The organism is Pseudomonas corrugata, from assembly GCF_001269905.1.
Lineage (GTDB): Bacteria > Pseudomonadota > Gammaproteobacteria > Pseudomonadales > Pseudomonadaceae > Aquipseudomonas > Aquipseudomonas corrugata.
The window spans coordinates 233570-259260 of the sequence record NZ_LHVK01000003.1; the positions used below are offsets into that span (position 1 = coordinate 233570).

The 25691-nt window shown below is 61.1% G+C and carries 26 protein-coding genes and 1 other RNA gene; 12 read left to right on the forward strand and 15 right to left on the reverse strand.

Annotated elements, in window-relative coordinates; genetic code table 11:
* Positions 1–32: 32 nt before the first annotated feature.
* The 5 genes from AD665_RS01320 to AD665_RS01340 form a co-directional block, all read right to left on the reverse strand.
* Positions 33–1037 (reverse strand): extracellular solute-binding protein, encoded by a 1005-nt coding sequence (locus AD665_RS01320; protein ID WP_024780499.1) that lies wholly within the window; start codon positions 1035–1037, stop codon positions 33–35.
* A 238-nt stretch (positions 1038–1275) separates the two neighbouring features.
* Positions 1276–2493, reverse strand: a complete 1218-nt coding sequence (locus AD665_RS01325) for a 2-octaprenyl-3-methyl-6-methoxy-1,4-benzoquinol hydroxylase (RefSeq protein ID WP_173668677.1) — start codon at positions 2491–2493, stop codon at positions 1276–1278.
* Positions 2494–2560: 67 nt separating this feature from the next.
* Positions 2561–3748: a 2-octaprenyl-6-methoxyphenyl hydroxylase gene (ubiH, locus tag AD665_RS01330; RefSeq protein ID WP_053190592.1), complete on the reverse strand. Its 1188-nt coding sequence runs from the start codon at positions 3746–3748 to the stop codon at positions 2561–2563.
* Entirely contained in the window at positions 3745–5079 is a 1335-nt protein-coding gene (gene pepP, locus AD665_RS01335; protein ID WP_024780502.1) for a Xaa-Pro aminopeptidase, read from the reverse strand. The genes ubiH and pepP overlap by 4 nt, the downstream gene beginning before the upstream one ends.
* 27 nt (positions 5080–5106) lie before the next feature.
* Positions 5107–5661, reverse strand: a complete 555-nt coding sequence (locus AD665_RS01340; protein ID WP_024780503.1) for a YecA/YgfB family protein — start codon at positions 5659–5661, stop codon at positions 5107–5109.
* A 129-nt stretch (positions 5662–5790) separates the two neighbouring features.
* Between AD665_RS01340 and AD665_RS01345 the strand changes: the two genes are divergently transcribed.
* The 4 genes from AD665_RS01345 to AD665_RS01355 all read left to right on the forward strand — a co-directional run bounded on the left by AD665_RS01345 (position 5791) and on the right by AD665_RS01355 (position 7247).
* Positions 5791–6000, forward strand: coding sequence for a TIGR02449 family protein (locus AD665_RS01345; protein ID WP_003177365.1), 210 nt, complete (start codon positions 5791–5793; stop codon positions 5998–6000).
* Positions 5997–6314, forward strand: a complete 318-nt coding sequence (locus tag AD665_RS01350; RefSeq protein ID WP_024780504.1) for a cell division protein ZapA — start codon at positions 5997–5999, stop codon at positions 6312–6314. The genes AD665_RS01345 and AD665_RS01350 overlap by 4 nt, the downstream gene beginning before the upstream one ends.
* Positions 6315–6344: 30 nt before the next feature.
* A non-coding RNA gene (ssrS, locus tag AD665_RS26585) (6S RNA) lies at positions 6345–6524 on the forward strand.
* Between the two features lie 117 nt (positions 6525–6641).
* Complete coding sequence (locus tag AD665_RS01355; protein ID WP_053190595.1) at positions 6642–7247, forward strand: 5-formyltetrahydrofolate cyclo-ligase; 606 nt, start codon at positions 6642–6644, stop codon at positions 7245–7247.
* Positions 7248–7282: 35 nt separating this feature from the next.
* Here the strand turns inward: AD665_RS01355 and AD665_RS27545 are convergent, their stop codons facing one another.
* Entirely contained in the window at positions 7283–7429 is a 147-nt protein-coding gene (locus AD665_RS27545; protein ID WP_167355720.1) for a hypothetical protein, read from the reverse strand.
* A gap of 194 nt (positions 7430–7623) precedes the next feature.
* Here AD665_RS27545 and AD665_RS01360 point away from each other — a divergent pair, with 194 nt between their 5' ends.
* Positions 7624–8076, forward strand: coding sequence for an EVE domain-containing protein (locus tag AD665_RS01360; protein ID WP_053190596.1), 453 nt, complete (start codon positions 7624–7626; stop codon positions 8074–8076).
* Positions 8077–8191: 115 nt separating this feature from the next.
* On the opposite strand, the gene AD665_RS01365 is transcribed toward AD665_RS01360, so the two are convergent.
* The gene (locus AD665_RS01365) at positions 8192–8608 is read right to left on the reverse strand and encodes a flagellar basal body-associated protein FliL (RefSeq protein ID WP_024780507.1); all 417 of its coding nucleotides are present in this window, start codon (positions 8606–8608) and stop codon (positions 8192–8194) included.
* Between the two features lie 151 nt (positions 8609–8759).
* On the opposite strand from AD665_RS01365, the gene AD665_RS01370 reads away from it, so the two are divergent.
* Together AD665_RS01370 and glpT are read left to right on the forward strand one after the other, a co-directional pair.
* Complete coding sequence (locus tag AD665_RS01370) at positions 8760–9737, forward strand: NADPH:quinone oxidoreductase family protein (RefSeq protein WP_024780508.1); 978 nt, start codon at positions 8760–8762, stop codon at positions 9735–9737.
* 234 nt (positions 9738–9971) lie between these two features.
* The gene (glpT, locus tag AD665_RS01375; RefSeq protein WP_024780509.1) at positions 9972–11321 is read left to right on the forward strand and encodes a glycerol-3-phosphate transporter; all 1350 of its coding nucleotides are present in this window, start codon (positions 9972–9974) and stop codon (positions 11319–11321) included.
* Here glpT and AD665_RS01380 read toward each other — a convergent pair.
* The 6 genes from AD665_RS01380 to AD665_RS01405 all read right to left on the reverse strand — a co-directional run bounded on the left by AD665_RS01380 (position 11297) and on the right by AD665_RS01405 (position 17457).
* Positions 11297–11965 (reverse strand): gamma-glutamylcyclotransferase, encoded by a 669-nt coding sequence (locus tag AD665_RS01380; protein WP_024780510.1) that lies wholly within the window; start codon positions 11963–11965, stop codon positions 11297–11299. The genes glpT and AD665_RS01380 overlap by 25 nt on opposite strands.
* 279 nt (positions 11966–12244) lie before the next feature.
* Entirely contained in the window at positions 12245–13213 is a 969-nt protein-coding gene (locus AD665_RS01385) for a CDP-6-deoxy-delta-3,4-glucoseen reductase (protein WP_024780511.1), read from the reverse strand.
* Positions 13213–14679 carry a 4-hydroxy-3-polyprenylbenzoate decarboxylase gene (gene ubiD / locus AD665_RS01390; RefSeq protein WP_024780512.1) on the reverse strand — a complete coding sequence of 489 codons (1467 nt, stop codon included), beginning with the start codon at positions 14677–14679 and terminating at the stop codon, positions 13213–13215. The genes AD665_RS01385 and ubiD overlap by 1 nt, the downstream gene beginning before the upstream one ends.
* Positions 14680–14799: 120 nt before the next feature.
* Complete coding sequence (rho, locus tag AD665_RS01395) at positions 14800–16059, reverse strand: transcription termination factor Rho (RefSeq protein WP_003206716.1); 1260 nt, start codon at positions 16057–16059, stop codon at positions 14800–14802.
* A 239-nt stretch (positions 16060–16298) separates the two neighbouring features.
* On the reverse strand, positions 16299–16628 hold the full coding sequence (trxA, locus tag AD665_RS01400; RefSeq protein ID WP_024780513.1) for a thioredoxin TrxA: 330 nt from the start codon (positions 16626–16628) through the stop codon (positions 16299–16301).
* Between the two features lie 121 nt (positions 16629–16749).
* A complete protein-coding gene (locus tag AD665_RS01405) occupies positions 16750–17457 on the reverse strand; it encodes a FadR/GntR family transcriptional regulator (protein WP_053190598.1) in 708 nt (235 codons plus the stop codon).
* A gap of 254 nt (positions 17458–17711) precedes the next feature.
* Between AD665_RS01405 and AD665_RS01410 the strand changes: the two genes are divergently transcribed.
* The 5 genes from AD665_RS01410 to ppx all read left to right on the forward strand — a co-directional run bounded on the left by AD665_RS01410 (position 17712) and on the right by ppx (position 22196).
* Positions 17712–18497 carry a transporter substrate-binding domain-containing protein gene (locus AD665_RS01410; RefSeq protein WP_053190600.1) on the forward strand — a complete coding sequence of 262 codons (786 nt, stop codon included), beginning with the start codon at positions 17712–17714 and terminating at the stop codon, positions 18495–18497.
* A gap of 21 nt (positions 18498–18518) precedes the next feature.
* A complete protein-coding gene (locus AD665_RS01415; RefSeq protein ID WP_053190602.1) occupies positions 18519–19199 on the forward strand; it encodes an amino acid ABC transporter permease in 681 nt (226 codons plus the stop codon).
* The gene (locus tag AD665_RS01420) at positions 19196–19846 is read left to right on the forward strand and encodes an amino acid ABC transporter permease (RefSeq protein WP_024780517.1); all 651 of its coding nucleotides are present in this window, start codon (positions 19196–19198) and stop codon (positions 19844–19846) included. The genes AD665_RS01415 and AD665_RS01420 overlap by 4 nt, the downstream gene beginning before the upstream one ends.
* Positions 19833–20567, forward strand: a complete 735-nt coding sequence (locus AD665_RS01425; RefSeq protein ID WP_024780518.1) for an amino acid ABC transporter ATP-binding protein — start codon at positions 19833–19835, stop codon at positions 20565–20567. The genes AD665_RS01420 and AD665_RS01425 overlap by 14 nt, the downstream gene beginning before the upstream one ends.
* Before the next feature lie 126 nt (positions 20568–20693).
* Positions 20694–22196 carry an exopolyphosphatase gene (gene ppx / locus AD665_RS01430; protein WP_024780519.1) on the forward strand — a complete coding sequence of 501 codons (1503 nt, stop codon included), beginning with the start codon at positions 20694–20696 and terminating at the stop codon, positions 22194–22196.
* Between the two features lie 73 nt (positions 22197–22269).
* On the opposite strand, the gene ppk1 is transcribed toward ppx, so the two are convergent.
* Both ppk1 and hemB read right to left on the reverse strand, forming a co-directional pair.
* Positions 22270–24489, reverse strand: coding sequence for a polyphosphate kinase 1 (gene ppk1, locus AD665_RS01435; RefSeq protein WP_024780520.1), 2220 nt, complete (start codon positions 24487–24489; stop codon positions 22270–22272).
* Between the two features lie 17 nt (positions 24490–24506).
* On the reverse strand, positions 24507–25520 hold the full coding sequence (gene hemB / locus AD665_RS01440; protein WP_053190604.1) for a porphobilinogen synthase: 1014 nt from the start codon (positions 25518–25520) through the stop codon (positions 24507–24509).
* Positions 25521–25691 lie beyond the last annotated feature (171 nt).

Genomic DNA, 25691 nt, shown 5'->3' on the forward strand with positions numbered 1-25691 from the left:
TCCCCTCGCCACAGGGGACCTCGCCCCGTATGTCAGTTCCAGCCCGCCCGATCCATCATGCGAATGGCTTCGGCCTGGCGCTTGCCTGCCACCTCCACCGGCAGCGTATCGGCTTTGAACTTGCCCCAGGCTGCGACTTCCTTGGACGGCTCCACTTGCGGATTGGCTGGAAATTCCTGGTTGACGTCGGCAAAGATACTTTGAGCTTCTGGCGTGGTCATCCATTCCACCAGTTTCTTTGCCGCCTCCGGGTGCGGTGCGTGCCGGGTCAGGCCGATGCCCGACAAGTTGATGTGCACACCCCGGTCTGCCTGGTTCGGCCAGAACAGCTTCACTTTCAGGTCCGGCTTCTGCTGGTGCAGACGACCGTAATAATAGGTGTTGACGATGCCGACGTCGCACTGCCCGGCGTTGATCGCCTCGAGCAATGCGGTGTCGTCGGAAAACACGTCGGTGGACAGGTTCCTGACCCAGCCCTTGAGAATCTGCTCGGCTTTTTCCGCACCGTGGGTTTCGATCAGGGTGGCGGTGAGGGACTGGTTGTAGACCTTCTTGGAAGTGCGCAGGCACAGGCGACCTTCCCATTGATTGTCCGCCAGTGCTTCGTAGGTGCTCAGCTCGTCGGGTTTTACCCGGTCAGTGGAGTAGGCAATGGTCCGTGCCCGCAGGCTCAAGCCGGTCCAGGCATGGGAGGACGCACGGTACTGAGACGGGATGTTGGCGTCGATTACCGGGGATGTAAACGGCTGGAGAATGCCCATCTGCTCGGCCTGCCAGAGGTTGCCGGCGTCGACGGTGAGCAGCAGGTCGGCGGTGGCATTTTCACCTTCGGCCTTGATGCGCTGCATCAACGGCGCTTCCTTGTCGGTGATGAACTTCACCGATACACCGGTCTTTCTGGTGTAGACATCGAAGACCGGCTTGATCAGCTCATCGATGCGCGAGGAGTAGACCACGACCTCATCGGCGGCCTGCACGGCAGTGGAGCCGATGAGGGTCAGGGCGAGGGCGGACAGCAGGCGCTTGGATACCAACATGGAAGCGGTCTCTCGGTGGGTGAGCGAGCGCAAATGATAAAGACTCACATTTGGCAGCTCAATCAAACAGTGGGTGGAGACATTTCCAAATGTTGCCGTACTGGTAGGCTAGCCGTGCAACCGTCATCGCGGGCAAGCCTTGCTCCCACAAGGACAGCTCATTTTCACAGATCCAGGCCAACCTGCTCTGTGGGAGCAAGGTTTGCCCGCGATAGGGCCATCTGCCCCACCATAACGCTCAGGCTTTGGCCAGATCCGGCAGATCCCCGATCAACCCCAGCGCTTCGCGCACGAACAACGCCTTGGCCTCGGGCAGGCGGTCCACCAGCTTCAACCCGGTATTGCGCAACCAGCGTACCGGCAATGGATCAGCCTGGAACAGCCGCTCAAAACCTTCCATCGCCGCCATCAGCGCCAGGTTATGGGGCATGCGCCGGCGCTCGTAGCGGCTCAACACCTTGATATCCGCCAGTCGCTCGCCCCGTCCGGCTGCCTGCAGCAGCACCTCGGCCAGCACCGCAGCGTCGAGGAAGCCCAGGTTCACGCCCTGCCCGGCCAGCGGGTGGATGGTGTGGGCCGCATCGCCGATCAAGGCCAGGCCTTCGGCCACATAGCGCTTGGCGTGACGCTGGCGCAGCGGTACGCACAGGCGCGGGTCGGCGCTGACTACCTGACCGAGCCGGCCTTCGAAGGCTCGTTCCAGCTCGGTACAGAAACCGGCGTCATCCAGTGCCATCAAGCGCTGCGCCTCGCCAGGGGTCGTGGACCAGACAATCGAACACCAGTCGTGCCGGCCGTCGCGTTCCAAGGGCAGGAAAGCCAGAGGACCGTTGTCGGTGAAGCGCTGCCAAGCTGTCATTCGATGGGCCTGGGCGCTGCGCACGCTGGTGACAATGGCATGGTGCAGGTAATCCCATTCGCGAGTGGCAACTCCCGTCAGGCGGCGTACGGCGGAGTTCGCGCCATCGGCGGCGATGACCAGCGGCGCCCGCAGGATGCGACCATCGGCCAGGGTCAGCAGCCAGTCATCGCCGGAGCGGCGCATCTGCTCGAGTCGCGCGTTGGCGAGCAGGCCCAGGTCGCAATCATGCAACCGGTCCAGCAGTGCGTCCTGCACCACCCGGTTTTCGACAATATGCCCCAGGGTGTCGGCATGCAGGCTTTCAGCGGAAAAATGAATCTGCCCGGTGCCACTGCCATCCCAGACGTGCATGTCGGTATAGGGACTGGCGCGGCGGGCGGCGATCCCGTCCCAAACGCCAAGGCGCTCGAGGATCCGCTGGCTGGCCGTCGACAGGGCACTGACCCGAGGCTCGAATGCCGCCTGGGGATCGAAGGGTTTGACGCTCATCGGGCTGCCGTCGAGCAACAGCACCTGCAAGCCGCTACCTTGCAACGCCAGTGCCAGGGCACTTCCGACCATACCGGCGCCGACAATCAGCAGATCTGCACGCAATTCCATGCTTCAAGCCTGTTTTGCGGGCGACATGAGCCGCCCATGAAAAGAATGTTCAACCCCACGCCTACACATCGGGTCGGGTCCCAAGGCCCATGGCCTGGCGGGCGAACCAACGCTTGGCGGGGGGCAACGCGTCGAGACCGAGCAGACCGAGGTTACGGGCCACCGACACCAGCGGCAGGCGACTGCTGAACAGTCGCGTGACCTGGTCGGAGAAACCCACCGTCAAGGCCTGGTCCATCCGCTGGCGCTCGCGATAAGCCTGCAGCACGGTAAAATCCCCCGGTTCACTTGCGCTGTCCAGCAATGCATCGGCCAGCGCCCGGGCATCGCGCAGCGACAGGTTGAAGCCCTGCCCGGCAATCGGATGCAGACTGTGGGCGGCGTTGCCCAGGATTGCCAGATGCGGGCGCACCTGCTCCTCGGCCTCCACCAGTGCCAACGGGTACAGATGTCGTACGCCCACCTGTTTCAATGCACCCAGGCGATAGCCGAACACACTCTGCAATTCGCTGAGGAAGCTACGCTCGTCAAGGTCCGCCAGCCGCTGCGCATCCATGCCCTGACGGGTCCAGACCAGAGCACAGCGGTTTTCCGGCAGCGGCAGCAAGGCCATCGGGCCGTCATCAGTGAAGCGCTCGAAGGCCATGCCGTTGTGGGCTTCGCTGGGGGTGATGTTGGCGATCAACGCGCTCTGGTCGTACGGGCGATTGCGCACACCGACACCCAATTGCTCCCGAAGGCCGGAACGACCGCCGTCGGCCAGCACCGCAAGGTCGCATTCCAGGAGTGTTTCGTCATCCAGGGTCAGGCGATAACCGTCAACCAGCGGCTCCATCCGAGTGACTTGCGCCGGGCAACGCCAACTGACCACGTCCTTGTCCAGGCCCTGCCACAGGCACTGGCCAAGCCAGGCGTTTTCCACCACGTAGCCCAAGGCCGGGACACCTTCCTCGCTGGCCGACAGCCGAGCCGTGGAAAACCGTCCGCGATCAGACACATGGATCTGTTTGATGGGCTCGGCACGCTGGGAAATATCCTGCCAGAGCCCCAGGCGCTGATAGATCTGCCGGGAGCCGAAGGACAACGCAGAGGAGCGGGCATCGTAGCTCGGTTGCCAGGCATGGCCGGGGGCAAAGGGCTCGATCAGGACGATCTTCCAACCCCGGGCCTTGGCACCCGCTTGCAGGGCCAGGGCCAGGCTTGCACCGACCAGGCCACCGCCGATGATCGCCAGATTGACCCGACTCATGCCACTTGTTCCCGTGCGGCGGCCATCAGGGCCTCGATTTCGGCAACGGTCTTGGGTACACCTCGGGACAGGATCTCACATCCGCTTTTGGTCACTACCACGTCATCCTCTATGCGCACGCCAATGCCGCGCCATTTTTTCGCTACATTGCGGTTGTTCGGCGCAATGTAGATGCCAGGTTCCACGGTCAGTGTCATGCCGACTTCCAATACTCGCCATTCACCGCCGACCCGGTATTCGCCCACATCATGCACATCCATGCCCAGCCAGTGGCCGGCACGGTGCATGTAGAACGCCCGGTAGGCTTCGCTGGCGATCAACTCGTTCACCTCGCCCTCAAGCAGCCCAAGGCGCACCAGGCCCCCGGTAATGACCCGGACCGTCGCCTCATGGGCCTGGTTCCAGTGCTTGTCCGGCGCAATCTCGGCAAACGCCGCTTCCTGGGCCTCCAGTACCAACTCGTAGATTGCCTTCTGTTCGGGGGAAAACCTGCCGTTGACCGGCCAGGTGCGGGTGATATCACTGGCGTAGCAGTCGATTTCACAACCGGCGTCGATCAGCACCAGGTCGCCATCCTTGAGCAGCGCGTCGTTCTGCTGGTAATGCAGGATGCAGCTATTGCGGCCGGACGCGACAATCGAGCCATAGGCCGGCATTTTCGCCCCACCCTTGCGGAATTCGTAATCCAGTTCGGCTTCCAGGCTGTATTCGTAGAGCCCAGGACGCGCCGCCTGCATCGCCCGGATATGCGCCTGGGCAGAGATCCGCGCCGCTTCACGCATGACCTTCACTTCCGCTGCCGATTTATACAGGCGCATGTCGTGCAGCAAGTGATCCAGGGCAACGAATTCGTTCGGCGGCTGGGCACCGAGGTTGGCCTTGGAGCGAATCACGTTGATCCACTCCATCAGGTGCCGGTCGAATTCCGGATTGCTGCCCATGGCCGAATACACCCGGTCGCGGCCTTCAATCAGGCCCGGCAGGATGTCGTCGATATCGGTGATGGGGAATGCGTCGTCGGCACCATAATCGCGGATCGCGCCTTCCTGACCGGCGCGCAGGCCGTCCCACAACTCGCGCTCGGCGTTGCGCTCGCGGCAGAACAGGATGTATTCGCCATGGGCCCGGCCGGGCATCAGCACGATCACCGCCTGCGGCTCGGGAAAGCCGCTGAGGTACTGAAAGTCGCTGTCCTGGCGGTAGACATGCTCGACGTCGCGGTTGCGGATCGCAACGGCGGCGGCGGGCAGGATTGCGATGCTGTTGGGCTCCATCTGCGCCATCAGGGCCTTGCGGCGACGGCTGTATTCCGATTTCGGGATATGAATCATGGGCAGACGGTGTTCCCTTTCAAGCAATCAGTGCAAGGACGGTCTGGCCGCTGGCTCGGCGGTTTTCTTCGTCTCGGTGAACAGCAGCAGCGGCGCGACCCGCAGGTATTCCATCACTTCCATGTAGTCGCTTTCGCCGTCATCGGACTCTTCCAGGGCATCCTGGACCTGCGAGATCGCGGCCAGATCCTGCAATACCTCGTTGGCCTCGGCGCTCAGCGCATAGGCGCGGCGGGTCAGCCCAAAGCCGGCGAGGAAGCCCTGGCACCACTGGCCCAAGGCAGCGGCGCGCTCGGCCAGTGGCGCGTCGTCGGTGGGCAGCAGCAGGACGACGGTCATGTCGTCGCTGGTCAGCTCGCCCTTGACCATTTCCTGCAGGCCGATGAGGGCATTGCGGACGTTGTCCGCCGGCTCGCCTTCGAGCAGCTCGGCAGCATCGGCCAGCCAGCCTTCGGCGTCGAAACCGGCACCCGCGCAACTGCGGCCGAGCAACAGGCCATGCAATTCGGCAGGCGATACGGGGTGGCCGCTGGTGCTCAGCAGGGTGGCGAAAGCTTGATACGGGGAATTCTGAATGGGCATGGGCAGCTAGGCGCCAGACGGCGCTATGTCTAGAATGGAGGCCTTGTATCCTACATCGACAGACTCGCCAAGACTATCAGAGGCTGTGCGACACACCTCCCCCATCAGACACAATCTTCAGTGGACACAATGGAAGACACCGACCTGCAAGCGCTGATGGCCAGACTCGAATTGCTAATTGACCGGGTCGAGCAACTAAAAAGCCAGAACGGACTCTTACTAGCTCAGGAAAAAACCTGGCGCGAGGAACGCGCTCACCTCATTGAAAAAAACGAAATCGCCCGGCGTAAGGTCGAATCGATGATTTCGCGCCTCAAGGCCCTGGAGCAAGACTCATGAGTTCAAGCAATAGCGTTACCGTGCAGATCCTCGACAAAGAATATTCGATCATCTGCCCCCAGGAAGAGCGCAGCAACCTGGTGAGCGCCGCCCGTTACCTGGACGGCAAGATGCGCGAGATCCGCAGCAGCGGCAAAGTCATCGGCGCCGACCGCATCGCCGTAATGGCTGCCTTGAACATCACCCATGACCTGCTGCATCGCCAGGATACGCCGGATGTGCAGGTCAGCGGATCGACCCGTGAACAGGTGCGCGACCTGCTGGAACGGGTGGATCTGGTGTTGGCCACCGATCCGGACGTCAGCAAGGGCTGATTCGCGGAGCTGCCTGGGGTATACTTGCGTCACTCCCTGGGGTGCTTGCCAGCTGGTGATGTCCCTGAGCCGATACGCACAACCACGGGGGTTGCACGTTGGGGCCGGTGTGCATGTCCGCTTGACGGAAAGCCTTAACGCCTCCTGCAACTTCCACCTTGAACTCTCGGGTTCAAGGGCTAAGCCGGCAGCGGTTCATCCGGGGAGCCTGATTTTCCAGACAATGCCAGTCTCCAGGACTGGCATTGTCGTGTCTGGCACAGGCATTTCTGACTGGATCGTTTGCGGTTACGCTGTGTCATCCCAGCCAGACTCGAAGCATCGACCATGTCCGAACCCGCGTTGCTGCCCCGCCCCCAACTTCGGCGCCTGCTGCGCCAGGCCCGTCGCGCCCTGACGCCCGCCCAACAACGACAAGCCGCTCAAGGGCTCTACCGGCAACTGGCCCAGCATCCAATGTTCCGCCGCGCGAGACACATCGCGCTGTACCTGCCCAACGATGGCGAGATCGACCCTCGATTGCTGCTGCGCGCAGCCCAGCGCCGGGGCAAGGCCACTTACCTGCCGGTGCTCAGCCCGTGGCCACGGACCAAGATGGTTTTCCAACGCATCCGCCCTGGGGAACAACTGCACCCCAATCGCTTTCGGATTCTCGAACCACGGATCGATGTCGCCCGGCAACGCAAGGTCTGGACATTGGACCTGGTGTTGCTGCCACTGGTGGGGTTCGACGATGTGGGCGGCCGCCTCGGCATGGGAGGCGGGTTCTATGACCGCAGCCTGGCGTATCTGGCGCGACGCAAACTATGGCGCAAGCCAACGTTGCTGGGGCTGGCCCATGAATGCCAGAAAGTCGAAAGACTGGCGCAGGCGAGCTGGGACGTACCGCTGCAAGGAACGGTCAGTGACAGGCATTGGTATATCGCAGAGTAGGCGCCGCGAAAATCGGCGGCGCCCGGAAGACGGTTTCAGCGTTTAAGCGATGGCGCGGGTTGGGTGACATCCATCGGCGCCTCGGTCTTGCTGGCCCACAGGCTCTGGGCGTACCCCGTGGTTACAACACCCAGTCCGAACAGAATGACCAGAATCCACAACAAATCCGGTTTGCGTTTCATCGATTGCCCCCCTCAAGGCATATCACACACGATGACAGCAGCGGTTTTCTTATTGGCCGTGCAGCAGCGTCAAGCTTGGAAGGCCGGCATTTTGCGACAACCTTGACCGTCACGCAAACGCTGGCGTCAACCGACTGTCGGTTTGTCATAAAATCGCTGAACTATTTTTAGCATATCGCCCAGGAGTAACAGTCATGGCCTATTGGCTGATGAAATCCGAGCCCGACGAATTGTCCATCCAAGGCCTGGAAAAGCTCGGTCAGGCCCGCTGGGACGGGGTCCGTAACTACCAGGCGCGCAATTTCCTGCGGGCCATGGCGCAAGGTGACAGTTTCTTTTTCTATCACTCGAGCTGTCCGGAACCAGGGATTGCCGGGGTCGGGAAAATTGTCAGGACGGCCTACCCGGACCCCACGGCGCTGGAGTCCGACAGCCACTACTTCGACCCGAAGGCCAGTCCGGATAAAAACCCCTGGACCGCGATCGACGTCGCCCATGTCGAAACCTTTTCCCGCGTGCTGAAACTCGACTATCTCAAACAGCAAACCACCCTGGCCGAAATGCCGCTGGTGCAGAAGGGCTCGCGCCTGTCGGTGATGCCGGTGACTGCGGAGCAGTGGGCAGCGGTGATGGCGCTGAAACCCTAGCGCTATCGCCCCCCCTCGGTCCGCCATCGCGAGCTGGCTCCACGCCGGATCTCCATTCAATAAGATCCCCTGTGCGAGCCTGCTCGCGATGAGGCCCGCCCAAACAGCACAAGACTTACTGGATGATCAGGTTGTTGAACAACAGATCATCCACCATCGGCTTGCCGGTTTCGTCGTTCATCACCTGCTGGGTCTGCTTCAACGCTTCCTGGCGCAACTTTTCCTTGGCCTCAAGGTTGTTCATGGTTTCGGTGGTCTGCTGGGCGAACAGCGCAACCAACTGATTGCGAATCAGCGGTTCGTTGGCCTTCACTGCAGCTGCAGCGGCATCGCCGGTCACGCGCAAGGCCACGTCGGCTTTGTAGACCCTGAGTTTCGCCGAGCCATCCAGACCGTAGTTGCCCACGAAGGGCGGGCTCAGGGTGATATAGCTGACCTTCGGGGCCTCACCTTCTTTTGCTTCCTTGGCTTCTTCGGCCATCACTGCCGCAGGCAGCAGCAGGGCCAACATCAATACGATCCACGCTTTCACATTCGACTCCTCATCCGGTTTTGCGGCCCAGCATACCGACCCGCCGTTCAAGCACAAGCTTATGGCCGGCTATCAGGGCGGGGCATGCTCGTTGACCCGTTGACTCTCACACCTACACTTATCGGCCATCACTCCCAAAGGAATAGCCCTGATGAAAGCCGTGCTGTGCAAAGAATTCGGCCCCGCCGAGTCGCTGGTGCTGGAAGACGTCGCCAGCCCCGTTGCGAAGAAGAACGAAGTGCTGCTGGACGTATACGCCGCGGGGGTGAATTTCCCCGACACGCTGATCATCGAGGGCAAATATCAATTCAAACCGCCCTTCCCGTTTTCTCCCGGCGGTGAAGCGGCGGGAGTCGTCAGGGAAGTGGGTGAGAGGGTCAGCCACCTCAAGGTCGGTGACCGGGTGATGGCGCTGACCGGCTGGGGCAGCTTTGCCGAACAGGTCGCGGTGCCAGGCTACAACGTACTGCCGATCCCAGCGTCCATGGACTTCAACACCGCCGCGGCCTTCAGCATGACCTACGGCACCTCGATGCATGCCCTCAAGCAGCGGGCCAACCTGCAACCAGGCGAGACCCTGCTGGTGCTCGGCGCCTCAGGCGGCGTAGGCCTGGCGGCGGTGGAGATAGGCAAAGCCATGGGCGCACGGGTGATCGCCGCCGCCAGCAGCGCGCAAAAGCTTGCTGTGGCCAAGGCAGCCGGCGCCGATGAACTGATCAACTACAGCGAAACCAGCCTGAAAGACGAGATCAAACGCCTCACCGACGGCCAGGGCGCGGATGTCATCTACGATCCGGTGGGCGGCGATCTCTTCGACCAGGCCATCCGCTCCATCGCCTGGAATGGCCGGCTGCTGGTGGTCGGCTTCGCCAGCGGGCGCATTCCCGAGCTGCCGGTGAACCTGGCCCTGCTCAAAGGCGCTGCTGTGGTGGGCGTGTTCTGGGGCTCCTTTGCCCAGCGCCAACCCCAGGACAACGCCGCCAACTTCCAGCAACTGTTCGGCTGGTTTGCCGAAGGCAGGCTCAAGCCGCTGGTCTCGCAGCTGTATCCACTGGACAACGCCGCCCAGGCCATCAACGACCTCGCCCAGCGCAAGGCGGTTGGAAAGGTGGTTGTGCAGGTGCGTTGACTGCATTGATGCGGCCCCGACGCCCATGGCGTCGAGGCCGCGACTCCATAGTATCGAAGCGCTTGCAGCGCCAAGACCCACGACGTCGCCCGCTTATGCCTCGGCGACGCGTTCGTTTATGAACATCTCTCCGGCAACATTTCCCCTGTGCAGCGCAAAACAAGCGATGCTATTTTCGGTAACGAAACTGTAACATTCGCATTCGCAGCCATAACAAGAAACCGGAGTCCTTGAATGTTTGCTTTCTTTCGTCCTGCCGCACACCAGGCACCCCTGCCTGAAGAAAAAATAGACAGCACCTACCGACGCCTTCGTTGGCAGATTTTCGCCGGGATCTTCATTGGGTATGCGGGTTACTACCTGCTACGCAAGAACTTCACCCTGGCATTCCCGGACCTGATTGCCCAAGGCTATACAAAAGGCCAGCTCGGCGTGGCGGTGTCGGCAATTGCGATCGCCTACGGTCTTTCCAAATTTCTGATGGGCATCGTGTCCGACCGCTCCAACCCCCGCTACTTCCTGCCCTTTGGCCTGGTGATGTCCGCCGCGGTGATGTTCGTTTTCGGTTTCGCACCGTGGGCGACGTCCAGCGTGGCCATAATGTTCATCCTGTTGTTTATCAACGGTTGGGCACAAGGCATGGGGTGGCCGCCGAGCGGGCGGACCATGGTGCACTGGTGGTCGCAGAAAGAACGCGGCGGAGTGGTTTCGGTATGGAACACTGCGCATAACGTCGGCGGTGGCCTGATCGGTCCGCTGGCGATCCTCGGCATGGGGTGGTTCAACGACTGGCACAGCAAGTTCTATGTACCGGCTGCCGTGGCCTTGCTGGTGGCTGCATTTGCTTTCATTGTCATGCGCGATACCCCGCAATCAACGGGATTGCCGCCCATCGAGAAGTACAAGGACGATTATCCGGAAGGCTACGATGCCAGTCACGAGAACGAATTCAGCGCCAAGGAAATCTTCGTCAAATACGTGCTGCGCAATAAAATGCTCTGGTTAATCGCACTGGCCAACGTCTTCGTCTATTTGCTGCGCTACGGAATCCTGGACTGGGCGCCGACCTACCTCAAGGAGGTCAAGCACTTCGACTTCGACAAGACGTCCTGGGCTTACTTCCTTTACGAATGGGCAGGGATTCCCGGTACGCTGCTGTGCGGCTGGATGTCAGACAAGATCTTCCGTGGCAACCGTGGCCTGACGGGCATGGTGTTCATGGCGCTGGTAACGGTAGCGACCCTGGTGTATTGGCTGAATCCACCGGGCAACCCAATGGTCGACATGATCTCGCTGTTCGCGATCGGCTTCCTGATCTATGGCCCGGTAATGCTGGTGGGCCTGCAGGCACTGGAGCTCGTGCCCAAGAAAGCGGCCGGTACCGCTGCCGGTTTTACCGGTCTTTTCGGTTATCTGGGTGGTTCAGTCGCAGCCAGCGCCTTGATGGGTTACACGGTGGACTACTTCGGCTGGAACGGCGGCTTTATCCTGCTGATCGCCGCATGCCTGCTGGCCATGGCTTTCCTCGCCCCGACCCTGGGGCACAAGCAAGTCAGCAGTCAGAGCCGCGAAGCGGTGGCCTGATCGAGGGCTGAACTGCAACGCTTGAGCCGCGCCTCCAGATTCCGATCCGGGATGGCGTGGCTACGCAGGGCGTGTATGGTCTGCTCGACATAATCGCGAGTGGTGCCGAAACGCCCGCAGGCACTTTCAAACACCTGGCTCAGAACATGGTCCGGCAGATTGCCGGCATAGCTGGGCAGGTGACGCTCCAGCACAAAGCCCAAGGCTTGCACGCGGTTGCCATTCTCAAGGCGGCAACTGAGCCAGTGCGGGCGATAGGACGGAACGGGCATTTCCCGCTGCCACAAGGCGAACAACGAGTCCTCGAGATTCTCCTCCGGCAATCGGTAGGCGAAACCGCTGCATGACCCACCGCGGTCCAGTCCGAACACCAGCCCCGGCAATTCCGGCGTACCGCGATGCTCGTGGGACCACAGGTACAAGCCGCGATGATAGCCATGGACCCGCCCCCGCATCCGTTCCACTGCCGTGCACTCCGGCCGCCAGATCAACGAGCCGTAGGCGAACAGCCAGACCGGACCGCCCTGGTGAAGGCTCATGGTCGATTGCATCGAGGCGAGCAATTGCTCTCGGGTCAATTGCGCGCCCAGGTCGAGTCGTGGCGGATACAGGGCGCAGCTAATGGCGGTTTCGATAGCGGTCATGGCCGGTAGCGGAAGGCTCCTCGCGAGGATCGGAAAATGGATAGGCACGCGTCATGGGACTGACGCTTGTCAGAACCCAGGCAAGTTGGATGCCACTGACACCTATGGCACTGGAAAACACCTGTGGCGAGGGGATTTATCCCCGTTGGGCTGCGTAGCAGCCCTAAAACCTGAGCGCTCGGTGGGTCAGATAAATTGATGGGGCTGCTACGCAGCCCAGCGGGGATAAATCCCCTCGCCACAAAAAAAGCGCCATCCAGAATCGTTCAAGATCAAGGCTCAGGCACGAGGTGCGTAGGCAAACACGTCGGCGCGCATCTGGTGGGCGTCCATCCCGGCTTCCACCAGCGCGTCGAGGGTGGCATAGATCATGGCCGGTGAGCCGCTGGCGTAGACGTGCACACCCGACAGGTCGCTGATGTCCTCGCATACCGCTTCGTGGAGCATGCCACAGCGCCCTTCCCAACCACACAGGTCGCTGACGACCTTGTGCAGGAACAGATTCGGCAGTTTTTTCCACTCTTCCCAATGCTCGATTTCATAGAAATCGTCCGGTCGCCGCACGCCCCAATAGAGATGTACCGGATGCTTGAAGCCTGCTGCCCGGCAGTGCTCGATCAGGCTGTGCATCTGCGCCATGCCGGTGCCGGCGGCGATCAACACCAAGGGGCCATCGGGCAATTCGGACAAGTGAGTATCGCCGAAAGGCATTTCGACATGAACGTTGGGGTTGCGTTGCAGTTGCTCCAGCAGCGCCTTCGCACTGTTTTCGCGCACCAATACATGCAATTGCAGATCGCGCCCCGAATGCGGCGCCGAAGCCAGGGAGAAAGCCGACTTATCGCCATTCTCCCGCTCGACCATCAGATACTGCCCCGCGTGATAACGCGGCGGCTTGCCCGCCGGGGCACGCAGACTGACCCGCCAGACATCCCCACCCACATCGGCGCACCCGGTGACCTGGCACGCCAGGCGACGCACCGGCAACTCGCCCGGCGCCAGCACCCCATCCCACAACACCACACAGTCCTCCAGGGGCTCTGCGATGCAGGTGAAGATCTCTCCGTGATCACGCACCTCACCTGCCTGCTCCACGCGGCCTTCCACCAGCAACGCCCCACAGACATGGCAGTTGCCGTTGCGGCAGCTTTGCGGGCATTCATAGCCCAGGCGCCGCGCACCATCGAGAATTCGCTCGGCGGGCTGTATCTCCAGCACCGCGCCGGACGGCTGCAAGGTCACACGCATCAATCTATTCCTAACTGATTCCAAATGGCATCGATCCGTTGGGTAACGGCTTCATCCTTGACGATAACCCGGCCCCACTCACGGGTGGTTTCACCGGGCCATTTATGCGTGGCATCGAGTCCCATCTTCGACCCCAGGCCGGAGACCGGCGAAGCGAAGTCGAGGTAGTCGATCGGCGTGTTCTCAATCATCACCGTGTCGCGCTTGGGATCCATGCGCGTGGTGATGGCCCAGATCACGTCGTTCCAGTCCCGTGCATTGATATCGTCGTCAGTGACGATAACGAACTTGGTGTACATGAACTGTCGCAGAAACGACCAGACCCCCAGCATCACCCGCTTGGCATGCCCTGGATACGACTTCTTCATGGTCACCACGGCCATACGGTAGGAACAACCCTCCGGTGGCAGATAGAAATCAGTGATTTCCGGAAACTGCTTCTGCAGGATAGGCACGAAGACTTCGTTCAGCGCCACACCGAGAATGGCCGGCTCATCGGGCGGACGGCCAGTGTAGGTGCTGTGGTAGATCGGTTTGATCCGATGGGTGATGCGCTCGACGGTGAACACCGGGAAACTGTCGACTTCGTTGTAGTAGCCGGTGTGATCGCCGTAGGGACCTTCATCGGCCATTTCGCCGGGATGGATCACGCCTTCGAGGATGATCTCGGCGGTGGCCGGAACCTGCAGGTCGTTGCCGCGGCATTTCACCAACTCGGTACGGTTGCCACGCAGCAGGCCGGCGAACGCGTATTCAGAGAGGCTGTCCGGCACTGGCGTAACGGCACCGAGAATGGTTGCCGGGTCCGCGCCCAGGGCCACGGAAACAGGGAAAGGCTGGCCGGGATGCTTTTCGCACCACTCGCGATAGTCCAGCGCACCGCCACGGTGGCTCAGCCAGCGCATGATGACCTTGTTGCGGCCAATCACCTGCTGGCGATAGATACCGAGGTTCTGGCGGTCTTTGTTCGGGCCTTTGGTGACGGTCAGCCCCCAAGTGATCAACGGCCCCACATCGCCCGGCCAGCAGGTCTGCACCGGCAGCATCGCCAGGTCTACATCCTCACCCTCGATCACCACTTCCTGGCAGACCGCGTCCTTGACGACCTTCGGTGCCATGGAAATGATCTTGCGGAAAATCGGCAGCTTGGACCAGGCGTCCTTCAGGCCCTTGGGCGGCTCGGGCTCCTTGAGAAACGCCAGCAGCTTGCCGATCTCGCGCAGCTCGCTGACAGCCTCGGCGCCCATGCCCAGGGCAACGCGCTCCGGCGTGCCGAACAGGTTGCCCAATACCGGTATGTCGTAGCCTGTTGGGTTCTCGAACAATAACGCCGGACCTTTGGCACGCAGGGTGCGGTCGCAGACCTCGGTCATTTCCAGCACAGGAGACACCGGTACCTGGATGCGCTTGAGTTCGCCGCGCTGCTCCAGACCGCTGATAAAGTCGCGTAAATCGCGATACTGCATGCAAAAGCCTCATGGTGACCGTGGCGTTCGGGGGCCCGAGTTTAACGCCGACCGTTCGAAATAGTGAAATGTACAGATAGCAAAAAGCCGGGTTTCCCCGGCTTTGCTGGACCCATCGATTTACTTGCGCTTCATCGACAGGAAGAACTCATCGTTGGTCTTGGTCGTCTTCAATTTATCGACCAGGAACTCGATGGCAGCCACTTCATCCATCGGATGCAGCAGCTTGCGCAGGATCCACATGCGCTGCAACTCGTCATCGGCCGTCAGCAGCTCTTCACGACGAGTGCCCGAACGGTTGATGTTGATGGCCGGGAACACGCGTTTCTCGGCGATGCGACGGTCCAGGGGCAGCTCCATGTTGCCGGTGCCCTTGAATTCCTCGTAGATCACTTCGTCCATCTTCGAACCGGTTTCAACCAGTGCGGTGGCGATGATGGTCAGCGAGCCGCCTTCTTCGATGTTGCGCGCGGCACCGAAGAAACGCTTCGGCTTCTCCAGGGCGTGGGCATCGACACCACCGGTCAGCACCTTGCCGGAGCTCGGGATCACGGTGTTGTAGGCACGGGCCAGGCGGGTAATGGAGTCCAGCAGGATGACTACGTCCTTCTTGTGCTCGACCAGACGCTTGGCCTTTTCGATCACCATTTCGGCAACCTGCACGTGACGGGTCGGCGGCTCGTCGAACGTCGAGGCGACCACTTCGCCGCGTACGGTACGTTGCATCTCCGTCACTTCTTCCGGACGCTCGTCGATCAGCAGCACGATCAGATGAACTTCAGGATTGTTGCGGGCGATGTTGGCCGCGATGTTCTGCAGCATGATCGTCTTGCCCGCTTTCGGCGGCGCCACGATCAGGCCACGCTGGCCTTTGCCGATAGGTGCGCACAGGTCGATGACACGACCGGTGAGGTCTTCAGTGGAGCCGTTGCCGGCTTCCATCTTCATGCGCACAGTCGGGAACAGCGGGGTCAGGTTTTCGAAAAGAATCTTGTTCTTCGCGTTTTCCGGACGATCGAAGTTGATCGTGTCGACCTTGAGCAGCGCGAAGTAACGCTCGCCTTCCTTCGGAGGGCGGATCTTGCCAACGATGGTGTCACCGGTGCGCAAGTTGAAGCGACGGATCTGGCTCGGCGAGACGTAGATATCGTCCGGGCCGGCGAGGTAGGAAGCGTCCGCGGAACGGAGGAAGCCGAAGCCGTCCTGGAGAATCTCCAGCACGCCATCACCGGAGATTTCCTCGCCGCTCTTCGCGTGCTTCTTGAGCAGGGAGAAAATCACGTCCTGCTTGCGCGAACGGGCCATATTTTCTATGCCCATCTGTTCGGCCAATTCGAGCAGTTCGGTAATCGGCTTTTGCTTGAGTTCAGTCAGATTCATATAGGAATGACGTAATCATTTATGGAGGGGAAATTAAGCTTTTGGCTTAATGAGGCCGCGCCGCAGAGAAGGCGACAGGATCGCGTACTTATTCGAAAGGAGTGCGTCGGCGACGGCTTGCAGGGGGCAATGGAGAAACCAGTGCGGGGCCGAATGTAACACCTGGATTTGCGAGCGTCTAGCCCCGAATAACGAAAAAGCCCCGCGATTGGCGGGGCTTTTTCAATGGCATTCGGCGCTTAGATGTTGGCGTCGAGGAATGCAGCCAGCTGCGACTTCGACAGCGCACCGACCTTGGTGGCCTCGACGTTGCCGTTCTTGAACAGCATCAGCGTCGGGATACCACGCACGCCGTGCTTGGCCGGGGTTTCCTGATTTTCGTCGATGTTCAGCTTGGCGACGGTCAGCTTGCCCTTGTAGGTCTCGGCAATTTCGTCCAGGACAGGAGCGATCATCTTGCAGGGACCGCACCACTCAGCCCAATAGTCGACCAGTACCGCGCCTTCGGACTTGAGTACTTCGTCGTCGAAGCTAGCGTCGGTAACGTGTTTGATCAGATCGCTGCTCATGGAAATCTCCGGGGTTGTCAGCAAAAAAACGTGGCCCATCATAGCTGCCCTTCCCGGGTTCAGGAAGCCACTGTTGATTGAGTCTCGCTATGGCGCCGGACGCATTTGGACATGACTCAGGTCATGAAGCACTCGGGGCGACGAAGCCGATTCCGGTGCGCAGCGCGGCGTTACGGACATGTTCCTGCATGGCTTTCTGGGCGGAGCCAGAGGCTCGCCGAGACAGCGCCCGGAGGATTTTTCGATGTTCCTGCCAGGTTTCCATGGCCCGCTCCGCCCTGATGAACGGTAGTTTCTGGCTCTCCAGGAAGATCTCTGCGCTGGCGGTGAGGATGTTCAGCATCGCCTGGTTGCCGCTGGCCTGCAGGATCCGCCGGTGAAACTCGAAATCCAGCCGCGCCGCGGCGTCGAAATCCCCTGATTTCAGTTCCCGGCGCATAGCCTCAACGTTGTCGCCCAGCACATCCAGTTCATCGGGGCTCAGCGTCGCCGCCGCCATTCCGGCTGCGAAGCCCTCCAGGGCATAGCGCAACTGGAAGATGTCCAGTGGCGAGACCTGGGCCGCGAATGGCCAACCCGCTGTCGACTCACCGTGAGAAACCTCCACCGACGATTGTACGAACACCCCTTTGCCGGGCTGCACGCTGATCATCCCCAGCGCACTCAACGACGACAGGGCCTCGCGCAAGGACGCCCGACTCACGCCCAGTTGCAGTGCCAGATCCCGTTGCGACGGCAACGCATCCCCCGGACCGAAGCCTTCATCGGCGATCAGTTTGCGGATGCCTTGCAAGGCCACTTCGGGAACTGCACGGGAGATGGAATTCATGTTTTTTCGGGTATATCCGGCCAGTGAGCGACTAGTTGTAAAGCTATTCGCCGCGCCCGGCAAGTCGTGCCCCAGCAGGGTTCGGCGGCCGATACCGACGCTCGATAAAGGTGCGAAACGCGGCCCAACTGTTCAGACCAGTCAGACCGAGCCGCGCCAGCAAATCCGCGGCCTTGGCGGGTTTGAAATCGCGTTGGCATGGCCTGTGCTCTGTCCGAACGCAGAAATCACATCACCGACCGCGGAGATTCGCCATGATCCAGCGTTGCAGCGCCCTGCTCACCGTCCTGTTTGCCAGCCTGATGCTCTGCCAGTTGCCCGCCCACGCCGACGGACTGGAGGACGTGGTCAAGCGCGGCACCCTCAAAGTCGCGGTGCCCCAGGATTTCCCGCCGTTCGGCTCGGTAGGCCCGGATATGAAACCCCGCGGCCTGGACATCGATACCGCGAAGCTGCTGGCCGACCAGCTCAAGGTCAAGCTTGAGCTTACGCCGGTCAACAGCACCAATCGCATTCCGTTCCTGACCACCGGCAAGGTCGACCTGGTGATCTCCAGCCTGGGCAAGAACCCGGAACGCGAGAAGGTCATCGACTTTTCCAGCGCCTACGCGCCGTTCTATCTCGCCGTATTCGGCCCGCCCGAGGCCGCCATCAATGGCCTGGACGATCTCAAGGGCAAGACCATCAGCGTCACCCGGGGCGCCATCGAAGACATCGAACTGACCAAGGTCGCCCCGGAAGGCACCACCATCAAGCGCTTCGAAGACAATAATTCGACCATCGCAGCCTACCTCGCCGGCCAGGTGGACCTGATCGCCAGCGGCAACGTGGTGATGGTCGCCATCAGCGAGCGCAACCCCAAGCGTGTCCCGGCGCTGAAAGTGAAACTCAAGGACTCGCCGGTGTATGTCGGCGTGAACAAGAACGAGCCCGCGCTGCTGGACAAGGTCAACCAGATCCTCGCCACGGCCAAGACCGATGGCAGCCTGGAGAAAAACGCTCAAACCTGGCTCAAGCAGCCGCTGCCGGCCGATCTCTGATCGTCATTCGAGAGGCTGAGCATGGCTTATCAGTTCGATTTTCTGCCGGTGATGCAAAACACCGAGCTACTGTTGCGCGGTGCGCTGTTCACCCTGGAACTGACGGCCATCGGCGCGGTGCTCGGGGTTGGCCTGGGCATCGTCGGTGCCGTGGTGCGGGCCTGGAAGATCCGCCCGTTCGCGGCGATATTCGGGGTGTATGTGGAGCTGATCCGCAATACGCCGTTCCTGGTGCAGCTGTTTTTCATCTTCTTCGGCCTGCCGTCCCTGGGCGTGCAGATTTCCGAATGGCAGGCGGCGGTACTGGCCATGGTGATCAACCTCGGCGCCTACTCCACCGAAATCATTCGCGCCGGCATCCAGGCTGTCCCCCACGGGCAACTGGAAGCCGCCGCGGCCTTGGCGATGAGTCGCTTCGAGGCCTTTCGCCACGTGGTGTTGTTGCCGGCGCTGGGCAAGGTCTGGCCGGCCCTGAGCAGTCAGATCATCATCGTGATGCTGGGCTCGGCGGTCTGTTCGCAGATTGCCACCGAAGAATTGAGCTTTGCCGCCAACTTCATTCAGTCGCGCAATTTCCGCGCCTTTGAAACCTATGCACTGACCACGTTGATCTATTTGTGCATGGCGCTGTTGATCCGTCAGTTACTGAACTGGGTGGGCCGTCGCTGCCTGTACAAGAGCAGCGCCAGGAGCGACCAATGAGCGACTTCACTTTCTGGGACGTGGTGCGCAACCTGCTCACGGGCCTGCAATGGACGCTGGCGCTGTCGCTGGTGGCGTTTATCGGTGGCGGCGTGATCGGTTTGCTGGTCATGGTGATGCGCATCGCCAGAGGTCCCCTGCCCCGCCATGTTGCCCGTACCTACATTGAGCTGTTCCAGGGCACGCCGCTGTTGATGCAGTTGTTCCTGGTATTTTTTGGCGTGGCCCTGGCCGGGGTGGAGATATCACCGTGGACGGCGGCGGCCATTGCCCTGACCCTGTTTACCAGCGCCTATCTGGCGGAGATCTGGCGCGGCTGTGTCGAAGCGATCTCCAATGGCCAATGGGAGGCGTCCTCGAGCCTGGCGCTGAACCGGCTGGAGCAGTTGCGCTACGTGATCCTGCCCCAGGCCCTGCGCATCGCCGTGGCACCGACCGTGGGCTTCTCGGTACAAGTGGTCAAGGGTACGGCAGTCACCTCGATCATCGGCTTTACCGAACTCACCAAGACCGGCGGCATGCTCGCCAATGCCACGTTCGAACCCTTCATGGTCTATGGCCTGGTTGCCCTCGGCTATTTCCTCCTCTGCTACCCCCTGTCCCTCAGCGCGCGCTACCTGGAAAGGAGACTGCATGCCTCTGCTTAGAATTTCCGCCCTGCATAAATACTATGGCGATCATCATGTGCTCAAAGGCATCGACCTGACCGTCGAAGAAGGCCAGGTGGTCGCGATCATCGGCCGCAGCGGCTCGGGCAAATCCACCTTGCTGCGCACGCTCAATGGCCTGGAGTCGATCAACGACGGCGTGATCGAGGTGGACGGCGAGTACCTCGATGCCGCTCGTGCCGATCTGCGCAGCCTGCGGCAGAAAGTCGGGATGGTGTTCCAGCAGTTCAACCTCTTCCCGCACCTGACCGTTGGCGAAAACGTGATGCTCGCGCCTCAGGTTGTACAAAAAGTATCCAAGACCAAGGCGACTGAACTGGCGCGGCAGATGCTGGAGCGGGTCGGGCTCGGTGAAAAATTCGACGCTTTCCCGGACCGTCTGTCCGGCGGTCAGCAGCAACGTGTGGCGATTGCCCGAGCCCTGGCGATGTCACCCAAGGTACTGCTCTGCGACGAGATCACCTCGGCTCTGGACCCGGAGCTGGTCAATGAAGTGCTCGGCGTGGTGCGGCAACTTGCCAAGGAAGGGATGACGCTGATCATGGTCACCCACGAGATGCGCTTTGCCCGGGAGGTGGGGGACAAACTGGTGTTCATGCACCAGGGCAAGGTGCATGAGGTGGGAGAGCCCAAGGTGTTGTTCGCCGCTCCGAAGACGGCCGAACTGGCGAATTTCATCGGAATGGTCGAGCCTGCCTGATCCACACTGCCAAGGGCGCTTCCTCGCCACGAGGACCCGCGCTGGCTCAAGGGTTTGGTTCAGGCGCGTTGGCGTAAGCGGTTGATCGTGGCAGGATGGCAGGGTTATCGACCGAGACCTTCAGACATGCCGCCATCCCAAGCCAAGAATCTGTCCCTGATCGCCGCCATAGACCTGGGCTCCAACAGTTTTCACATGGTTGTCGCCAAGGCCCAGAACGGGGAAATCCGTATTCTTGAGCGGCTCGGTGAAAAGGTGCAGTTGGCGGCCGGCATCGATGAAGAACGCAAACTGAGCGAAGAATCCATCCAGCGCGGGCTCGACTGCCTCAAGCGCTTCGCTCAACTGATCAACGGCATGCCACTGGGCGCCGTGCGGATCGTTGGCACCAACGCCCTGCGCGAGGCGCGCAACCGCGGCGAGTTCATCCGCCGCGCTGAAGAGATCCTCGGCCATCCGGTGGAAGTCATCTCCGGCCGGGAAGAGGCCCGCCTGATCTATCTCGGCGTCTCCCACACCCTGGCCGATACACCCGGCAAGCGGCTGGTGGCGGACATCGGCGGCGGTAGTACCGAGTTCATCATCGGCCAGCGCTTCGAGCCGCTGTTGCGCGAAAGCCTGCAGATGGGCTGCGTCAGCTATACCCAGCGCTATTTCCGCGACGGCAAGATCACGCCAGCCCGCTACGCCCAGGCCTACACTGCGGCGCGCCTGGAAATCATGAGCATCGAGCATGCCCTGCACCGCCTGACCTGGGATGAAGCTATCGGCTCCTCAGGCACCATTCGCGCCATCGGCCTGGCCCTCAAGGCCGGCGGCTATGGCAGTGGCGAGGTCAACGCCGAGGGCCTGGCCTGGCTCAAGCGCAAGGTGTTCAAACTCGGCGAATCGGACAAGATCGACTTCGAAGGTATCAAACCCGACCGTCGGGCGATTTTCCCCGCAGGCCTGGCGATTCTCGAGGCCATTTTCGACGCCCTCGAGCTGCAGCGCATGGATCATTGCGAAGGCGCCCTGCGTGAAGGCGTGTTGTATGACCTGCTGGGGCGCCATCACCACGAAGACGTCCGCGAACGCACCCTGGGATCGCTCATGGAGCGCTATCACGTCGATCAGGAACAAGCCGTGCGGGTCGAGCGCAAGGCGTTGCATGCCTTCGACCAGGTGGCCGACGACTGGGACCTCAACGACGGGGTCTGGCGCGAACTGCTCGGCTGGGCCGCCAAGGTCCATGAAGTCGGCCTGGACATTGCCCACTATCACTACCACAAGCACGGCGCCTACCTGATCGAGCACTCGGACCTGGCGGGTTTCTCCCGGGAAGACCAGCAGATGCTTGCCCTTCTGGTACGCGGACACCGACGCAACATTCCCAAGGATAAGTTTGCCGAGTTCGGCGCTGAAGGCACCAAGCTGATTCGCCTGTGCGTGCTGCTACGGTTCGCGATCCTGTTCCACCACATCCGCGGCACCCAGGAAATGCCCCAGGTGGCATTGCACGCCGACGGTGACCAACTGGATGTGATGTTCCCCGAAGGCTGGCTGGAAGAAAACCAACTGACCCAGGCCGACTTCGCCCAGGAGGCGGAATGGCTGACCCGGGTCGGGATTGTGCTGAATATCCACTGATCGGACAGCAACAGAGATCTTTTGTGGTGAGGGGATTTATCCCCTCGCCACAAAAAGCTGAGCTCGCCGTTCCTTAATTGACCGCCAACACCGGGCTGCTCAGGCGATCCAGCAGCGTCGCCTGGGCGCTGCGCGGGTTCTGGTTGCCGGTCGGCGTGTTGCGGATGTAGCGACCATCCGACTGCAGGCTCCAGCTGTGAGTGTTGTCGGTCAAGTAGCTTTCCAGCTCCTTCTTCACCCGCAGGATCAGCTTCTTGCCCTCCACCGGGAAGCAGGTCTCGACGCGTTTGTCGAGATTGCGCTCCATCCAGTCGGCGCTGGAAAGGAACATCTGTTCCTCGCCACCGTTGAGGAAGTAGAACACCCGCGTGTGCTCCAGGAAGCGCCCAATGATCGAACGTACGTGGATGTTATGGGAAACCCCCGGAATACCTGGCCGCAGGCAGCACATGCCGCGCACCACCAGGTCGATTCGCACGCCCGACTGGCTGGCCTTGTACAGCGCGCGGATGATCTTCGGGTCGGTCAGCGAGTTGAACTTGGCGATGATGTGCGCCGGCTTGCCGTCCAGGGCGAATTGCGTCTCCCGGGCGATCATGTCGAGCATGCCCTTTTTCAGGGTGAATGGTGCATGCAGCAATTTCTTCATGCGCAAAGTCTTGCCCATGCCGATCAACTGGCTGAACAGCTTGCCGACGTCTTCGCATAAGGCATCGTCTGAAGTCAGCAGACTGTAGTCGGTGTACAGGCGAGCGTTGGCAGCGTGGTAGTTGCCCGTGCCCAAGTGAGCGTAACGCACGATCTCGCCGGCCTCGCGCCGCAGGATAAGCATCATCTTGGCGTGGGTCTTGAAACCGACCACACCATAGATCACCACCGCACCGGCTGCTTGCAGACGGCTTGCCAGTTGCAGGTTGGATTCCTCGTCGAAACGCGCGCGCAACTCGATCACCGCCGTGACTTCCTTGCCGTTTCGCGCCGCATCCACCAGGGCGTCGACGATTTCCGAATTGGCGCCGCTGCGGTACAGGGTCTGGCGCACTGCCAGGACATGAGGGTCCTTGGCGGCCTGGCGCAGCAGGTCGACCACCGGCGTGAACGACTCGAACGGGTGCAGCAACAGGATGTCCTGCTTGCTGATCACGTTAAAAATGTTCTCGCTGTTCTGGAGCAGCTTCGGGATCTGCGGCGTGAACGGCGAATACTGAAGCTCCGGATGACTGTCCAGGCCGGTGATGCTGAAGAGCCGGGTCAGGTTGACCGGACCATTGACCTGATACAGCTCGGTTTCATGCAGGTTGAATTGCTTGAGCAGGTAATCGGACAGGTGTTTCGGGCAAGTGTCGGCTACCTCCAGGCGCACCGCGTCGCCGTAGCGACGGGAGAACAGCTCGCCGCGAAGGGCGCGGGCCAGGTCTTCGACGTCCTCGGTGTCCACCGACAGGTCGGCGTTACGCGTCAGGCGGAACTGGTAGCACCCCTTTACCTTCATGCCCTGGAACAGGTCATCGGCGTGGGCGTGGATCATCGACGACAGGAACACATAGTTGTCGCCAGGACCGCCGACGTCTTCCGGTACGCGGATGATGCGCGGCAGCAAGCGTGGCGCGGGGATGATCGCCAGGCCGGAATCGCGGCCGAAGGCGTCGATGCCCTCCAGCTCGACGATGAAGTTCAGGCTTTTGTTGACCAGCAGCGGGAACGGGTGCGTCGGGTCGAGGCCGATCGGCGTGATGATCGGAGCGATCTCGTCGCGGAAATAGCGGCGCACCCAAGTCTTGAGCTTGGTGGTCCAGTAGCGGCGACGGATGAAGCGGACCTGGTGCTTTTCCAGCTCCGGCAACAGGATGTCGTTGAGGATCGCGTACTGGCGGTCGACGTGACCGTGGACCAGTTCGCTGATACGTGCCAGGGCCTGATGGGGTTGCAGACCATCGGCACCGGCCTGTTCACGGGCGAAGGTGATCTGCTTCTTCAGGCCGGCGACGCGGATTTCGAAGAACTCATCCAGGTTGCTGGAGAAGATCAGCAGGAACTTCAACCGCTCCAACAAGGGATAGGACTCGTCCAGCGCCTGCTCCAGCACGCGGATGTTGAACTGCAGTTGCGACAGCTCGCGATGGATGTACAGACTGCTGTCATCCAGGTTGGGGATCGCAATCGCCGGGGCCGGGGCGGGTTCGGCGACAACCACCGGTGGAGCGGGCTCCAGCTCCGGTGGTGTTTCGGCGATTTGCTCGACGACGGGTTGAGCGTCTTTTACGGCGACTTCAGAGAGTCCTTCGGTATTCATCGCAAGTTCCTGGGAGGCTATTTCTGCTCTCGTAACAATTGGGCGGCGCGTACGGCAAAGTAAGTCAGGATCCCATCAGCACCAGCGCGCTTGAAAGCGGTGAGGGATTCAAGGATGACGCCTTCGCTCAACCAGCCGTTCTGGATCGCCGCCATGTGCATGGCGTATTCGCCGCTGACCTGATAAACAAAGGTCGGCACTTTGAATTCGTCTTTGACCCGGCAAAGGATGTCGAGGTAAGGCATGCCTGGCTTGACCATGACCATATCTGCCCCTTCTGACAAGTCGGCCGCCACTTCGTGCAAGGCTTCCTGACTGTTGGCCGGGTCCATCTGATAAGAGGCCTTGTTGGCCTTGCCCAGGTTCAGGGCCGAGCCGACCGCATCGCGGAACGGGCCGTAATAGGCACTGGCGTACTTGGCCGAATAGGCCATGATGCGCACGTTGACGTGCCCGGCCACCTCGAGGGCTTCGCGGATCGCCTGGATGCGGCCATCCATCATGTCCGACGGCGCCACCACCTGGGCACCGGCCTCGGCATGGGACAGAGCTTGTTTGACCAAGGCGTCGACAGTGATGTCATTCTGTACATAGCCTTCTTCGTCGAGAATGCCATCCTGTCCGTGGGTGGTGAACGGATCCAGCGCCACATCGGTGATCACCCCCAACTCAGGGAAGCGTGCCCGCAGGGCGCGGGTCGCACGCTGGGCAATGCCGTCCGGGTTCCAGGCTTCAGCGGCATCCAGGGACTTGAGGCCCGGCGGCGTCACCGGGAACAGCGCCAGCGCCGGAATGCCCAGCTCCACCCATCGGGCAGCTTCTTCGAGCAGCAGGTCGATGGTCAGGCGCTCCACCCCGGGCATCGATGCCACCGCTTCGCGCCGATTCTCACCGTCCAGCACGAAGACCGGCAGGATCAGGTCATCGGTGGTCAGCACGGTCTCACGCACCAGCCGACGAGAGAACTCATCACGGCGATTGCGACGCAGACGGGTGGCAGGGAACAGACGATTGGCGGGGGTAAAGCTCACGGCAGACTCCTGAGCCCACTGACGGGCGAGCGTGACAGTTATAAGCGGCCATTATGACTAACGTATGACAGTTATGTGCACCTGTGACCTGTCGTCGCAGTTATTGTGGTTGTAGGAAATGTTCACGTCGAGACACATTTCGACACTTTCCTGAATGTGCCCGAAGGGTTA

What these genes read in the sequence shown, in the direction of transcription:
- AD665_RS01320 (WP_024780499.1), bottom strand. Translation starts at nt 1,037, where the DNA reads ATGTTGGTATCCAAGCGCCTGCTGTCCGCCCTCGCCCTGACCCTCATC.
- ubiH (WP_053190592.1), bottom strand. Translation starts at nt 3,748, where the DNA reads ATGAGTCGGGTCAATCTGGCGATCATCGGCGGTGGCCTGGTCGGTGCA.
- pepP (WP_024780502.1), bottom strand. Translation starts at nt 5,079, where the DNA reads ATGATTCATATCCCGAAATCGGAATACAGCCGTCGCCGCAAGGCCCTG.
- AD665_RS01340 (WP_024780503.1), bottom strand. Translation starts at nt 5,661, where the DNA reads ATGCCCATTCAGAATTCCCCGTATCAAGCTTTCGCCACCCTGCTGAGC.
- AD665_RS01345 (WP_003177365.1), top strand. Translation starts at nt 5,791, where the DNA reads ATGGAAGACACCGACCTGCAAGCGCTGATGGCCAGACTCGAATTGCTA.
- AD665_RS01350 (WP_024780504.1), top strand. Translation starts at nt 5,997, where the DNA reads ATGAGTTCAAGCAATAGCGTTACCGTGCAGATCCTCGACAAAGAATAT.
- AD665_RS01355 (WP_053190595.1), top strand. Translation starts at nt 6,642, where the DNA reads ATGTCCGAACCCGCGTTGCTGCCCCGCCCCCAACTTCGGCGCCTGCTG.
- AD665_RS27545 (WP_167355720.1), bottom strand. Translation starts at nt 7,429, where the DNA reads ATGAAACGCAAACCGGATTTGTTGTGGATTCTGGTCATTCTGTTCGGA.
- AD665_RS01360 (WP_053190596.1), top strand. Translation starts at nt 7,624, where the DNA reads ATGGCCTATTGGCTGATGAAATCCGAGCCCGACGAATTGTCCATCCAA.
- AD665_RS01370 (WP_024780508.1), top strand. Translation starts at nt 8,760, where the DNA reads ATGAAAGCCGTGCTGTGCAAAGAATTCGGCCCCGCCGAGTCGCTGGTG.
- glpT (WP_024780509.1), top strand. Translation starts at nt 9,972, where the DNA reads ATGTTTGCTTTCTTTCGTCCTGCCGCACACCAGGCACCCCTGCCTGAA.
- AD665_RS01380 (WP_024780510.1), bottom strand. Translation starts at nt 11,965, where the DNA reads ATGACCGCTATCGAAACCGCCATTAGCTGCGCCCTGTATCCGCCACGA.
- AD665_RS01385 (WP_024780511.1), bottom strand. Translation starts at nt 13,213, where the DNA reads ATGCGTGTGACCTTGCAGCCGTCCGGCGCGGTGCTGGAGATACAGCCC.
- ubiD (WP_024780512.1), bottom strand. Translation starts at nt 14,679, where the DNA reads ATGCAGTATCGCGATTTACGCGACTTTATCAGCGGTCTGGAGCAGCGC.
- rho (WP_003206716.1), bottom strand. Translation starts at nt 16,059, where the DNA reads ATGAATCTGACTGAACTCAAGCAAAAGCCGATTACCGAACTGCTCGAA.
- trxA (WP_024780513.1), bottom strand. Translation starts at nt 16,628, where the DNA reads ATGAGCAGCGATCTGATCAAACACGTTACCGACGCTAGCTTCGACGAC.
- AD665_RS01405 (WP_053190598.1), bottom strand. Translation starts at nt 17,457, where the DNA reads ATGAATTCCATCTCCCGTGCAGTTCCCGAAGTGGCCTTGCAAGGCATC.
- AD665_RS01410 (WP_053190600.1), top strand. Translation starts at nt 17,712, where the DNA reads ATGATCCAGCGTTGCAGCGCCCTGCTCACCGTCCTGTTTGCCAGCCTG.
- AD665_RS01415 (WP_053190602.1), top strand. Translation starts at nt 18,519, where the DNA reads ATGGCTTATCAGTTCGATTTTCTGCCGGTGATGCAAAACACCGAGCTA.
- AD665_RS01420 (WP_024780517.1), top strand. Translation starts at nt 19,196, where the DNA reads ATGAGCGACTTCACTTTCTGGGACGTGGTGCGCAACCTGCTCACGGGC.
- AD665_RS01425 (WP_024780518.1), top strand. Translation starts at nt 19,833, where the DNA reads ATGCCTCTGCTTAGAATTTCCGCCCTGCATAAATACTATGGCGATCAT.
- ppx (WP_024780519.1), top strand. Translation starts at nt 20,694, where the DNA reads ATGCCGCCATCCCAAGCCAAGAATCTGTCCCTGATCGCCGCCATAGAC.
- ppk1 (WP_024780520.1), bottom strand. Translation starts at nt 24,489, where the DNA reads ATGAATACCGAAGGACTCTCTGAAGTCGCCGTAAAAGACGCTCAACCC.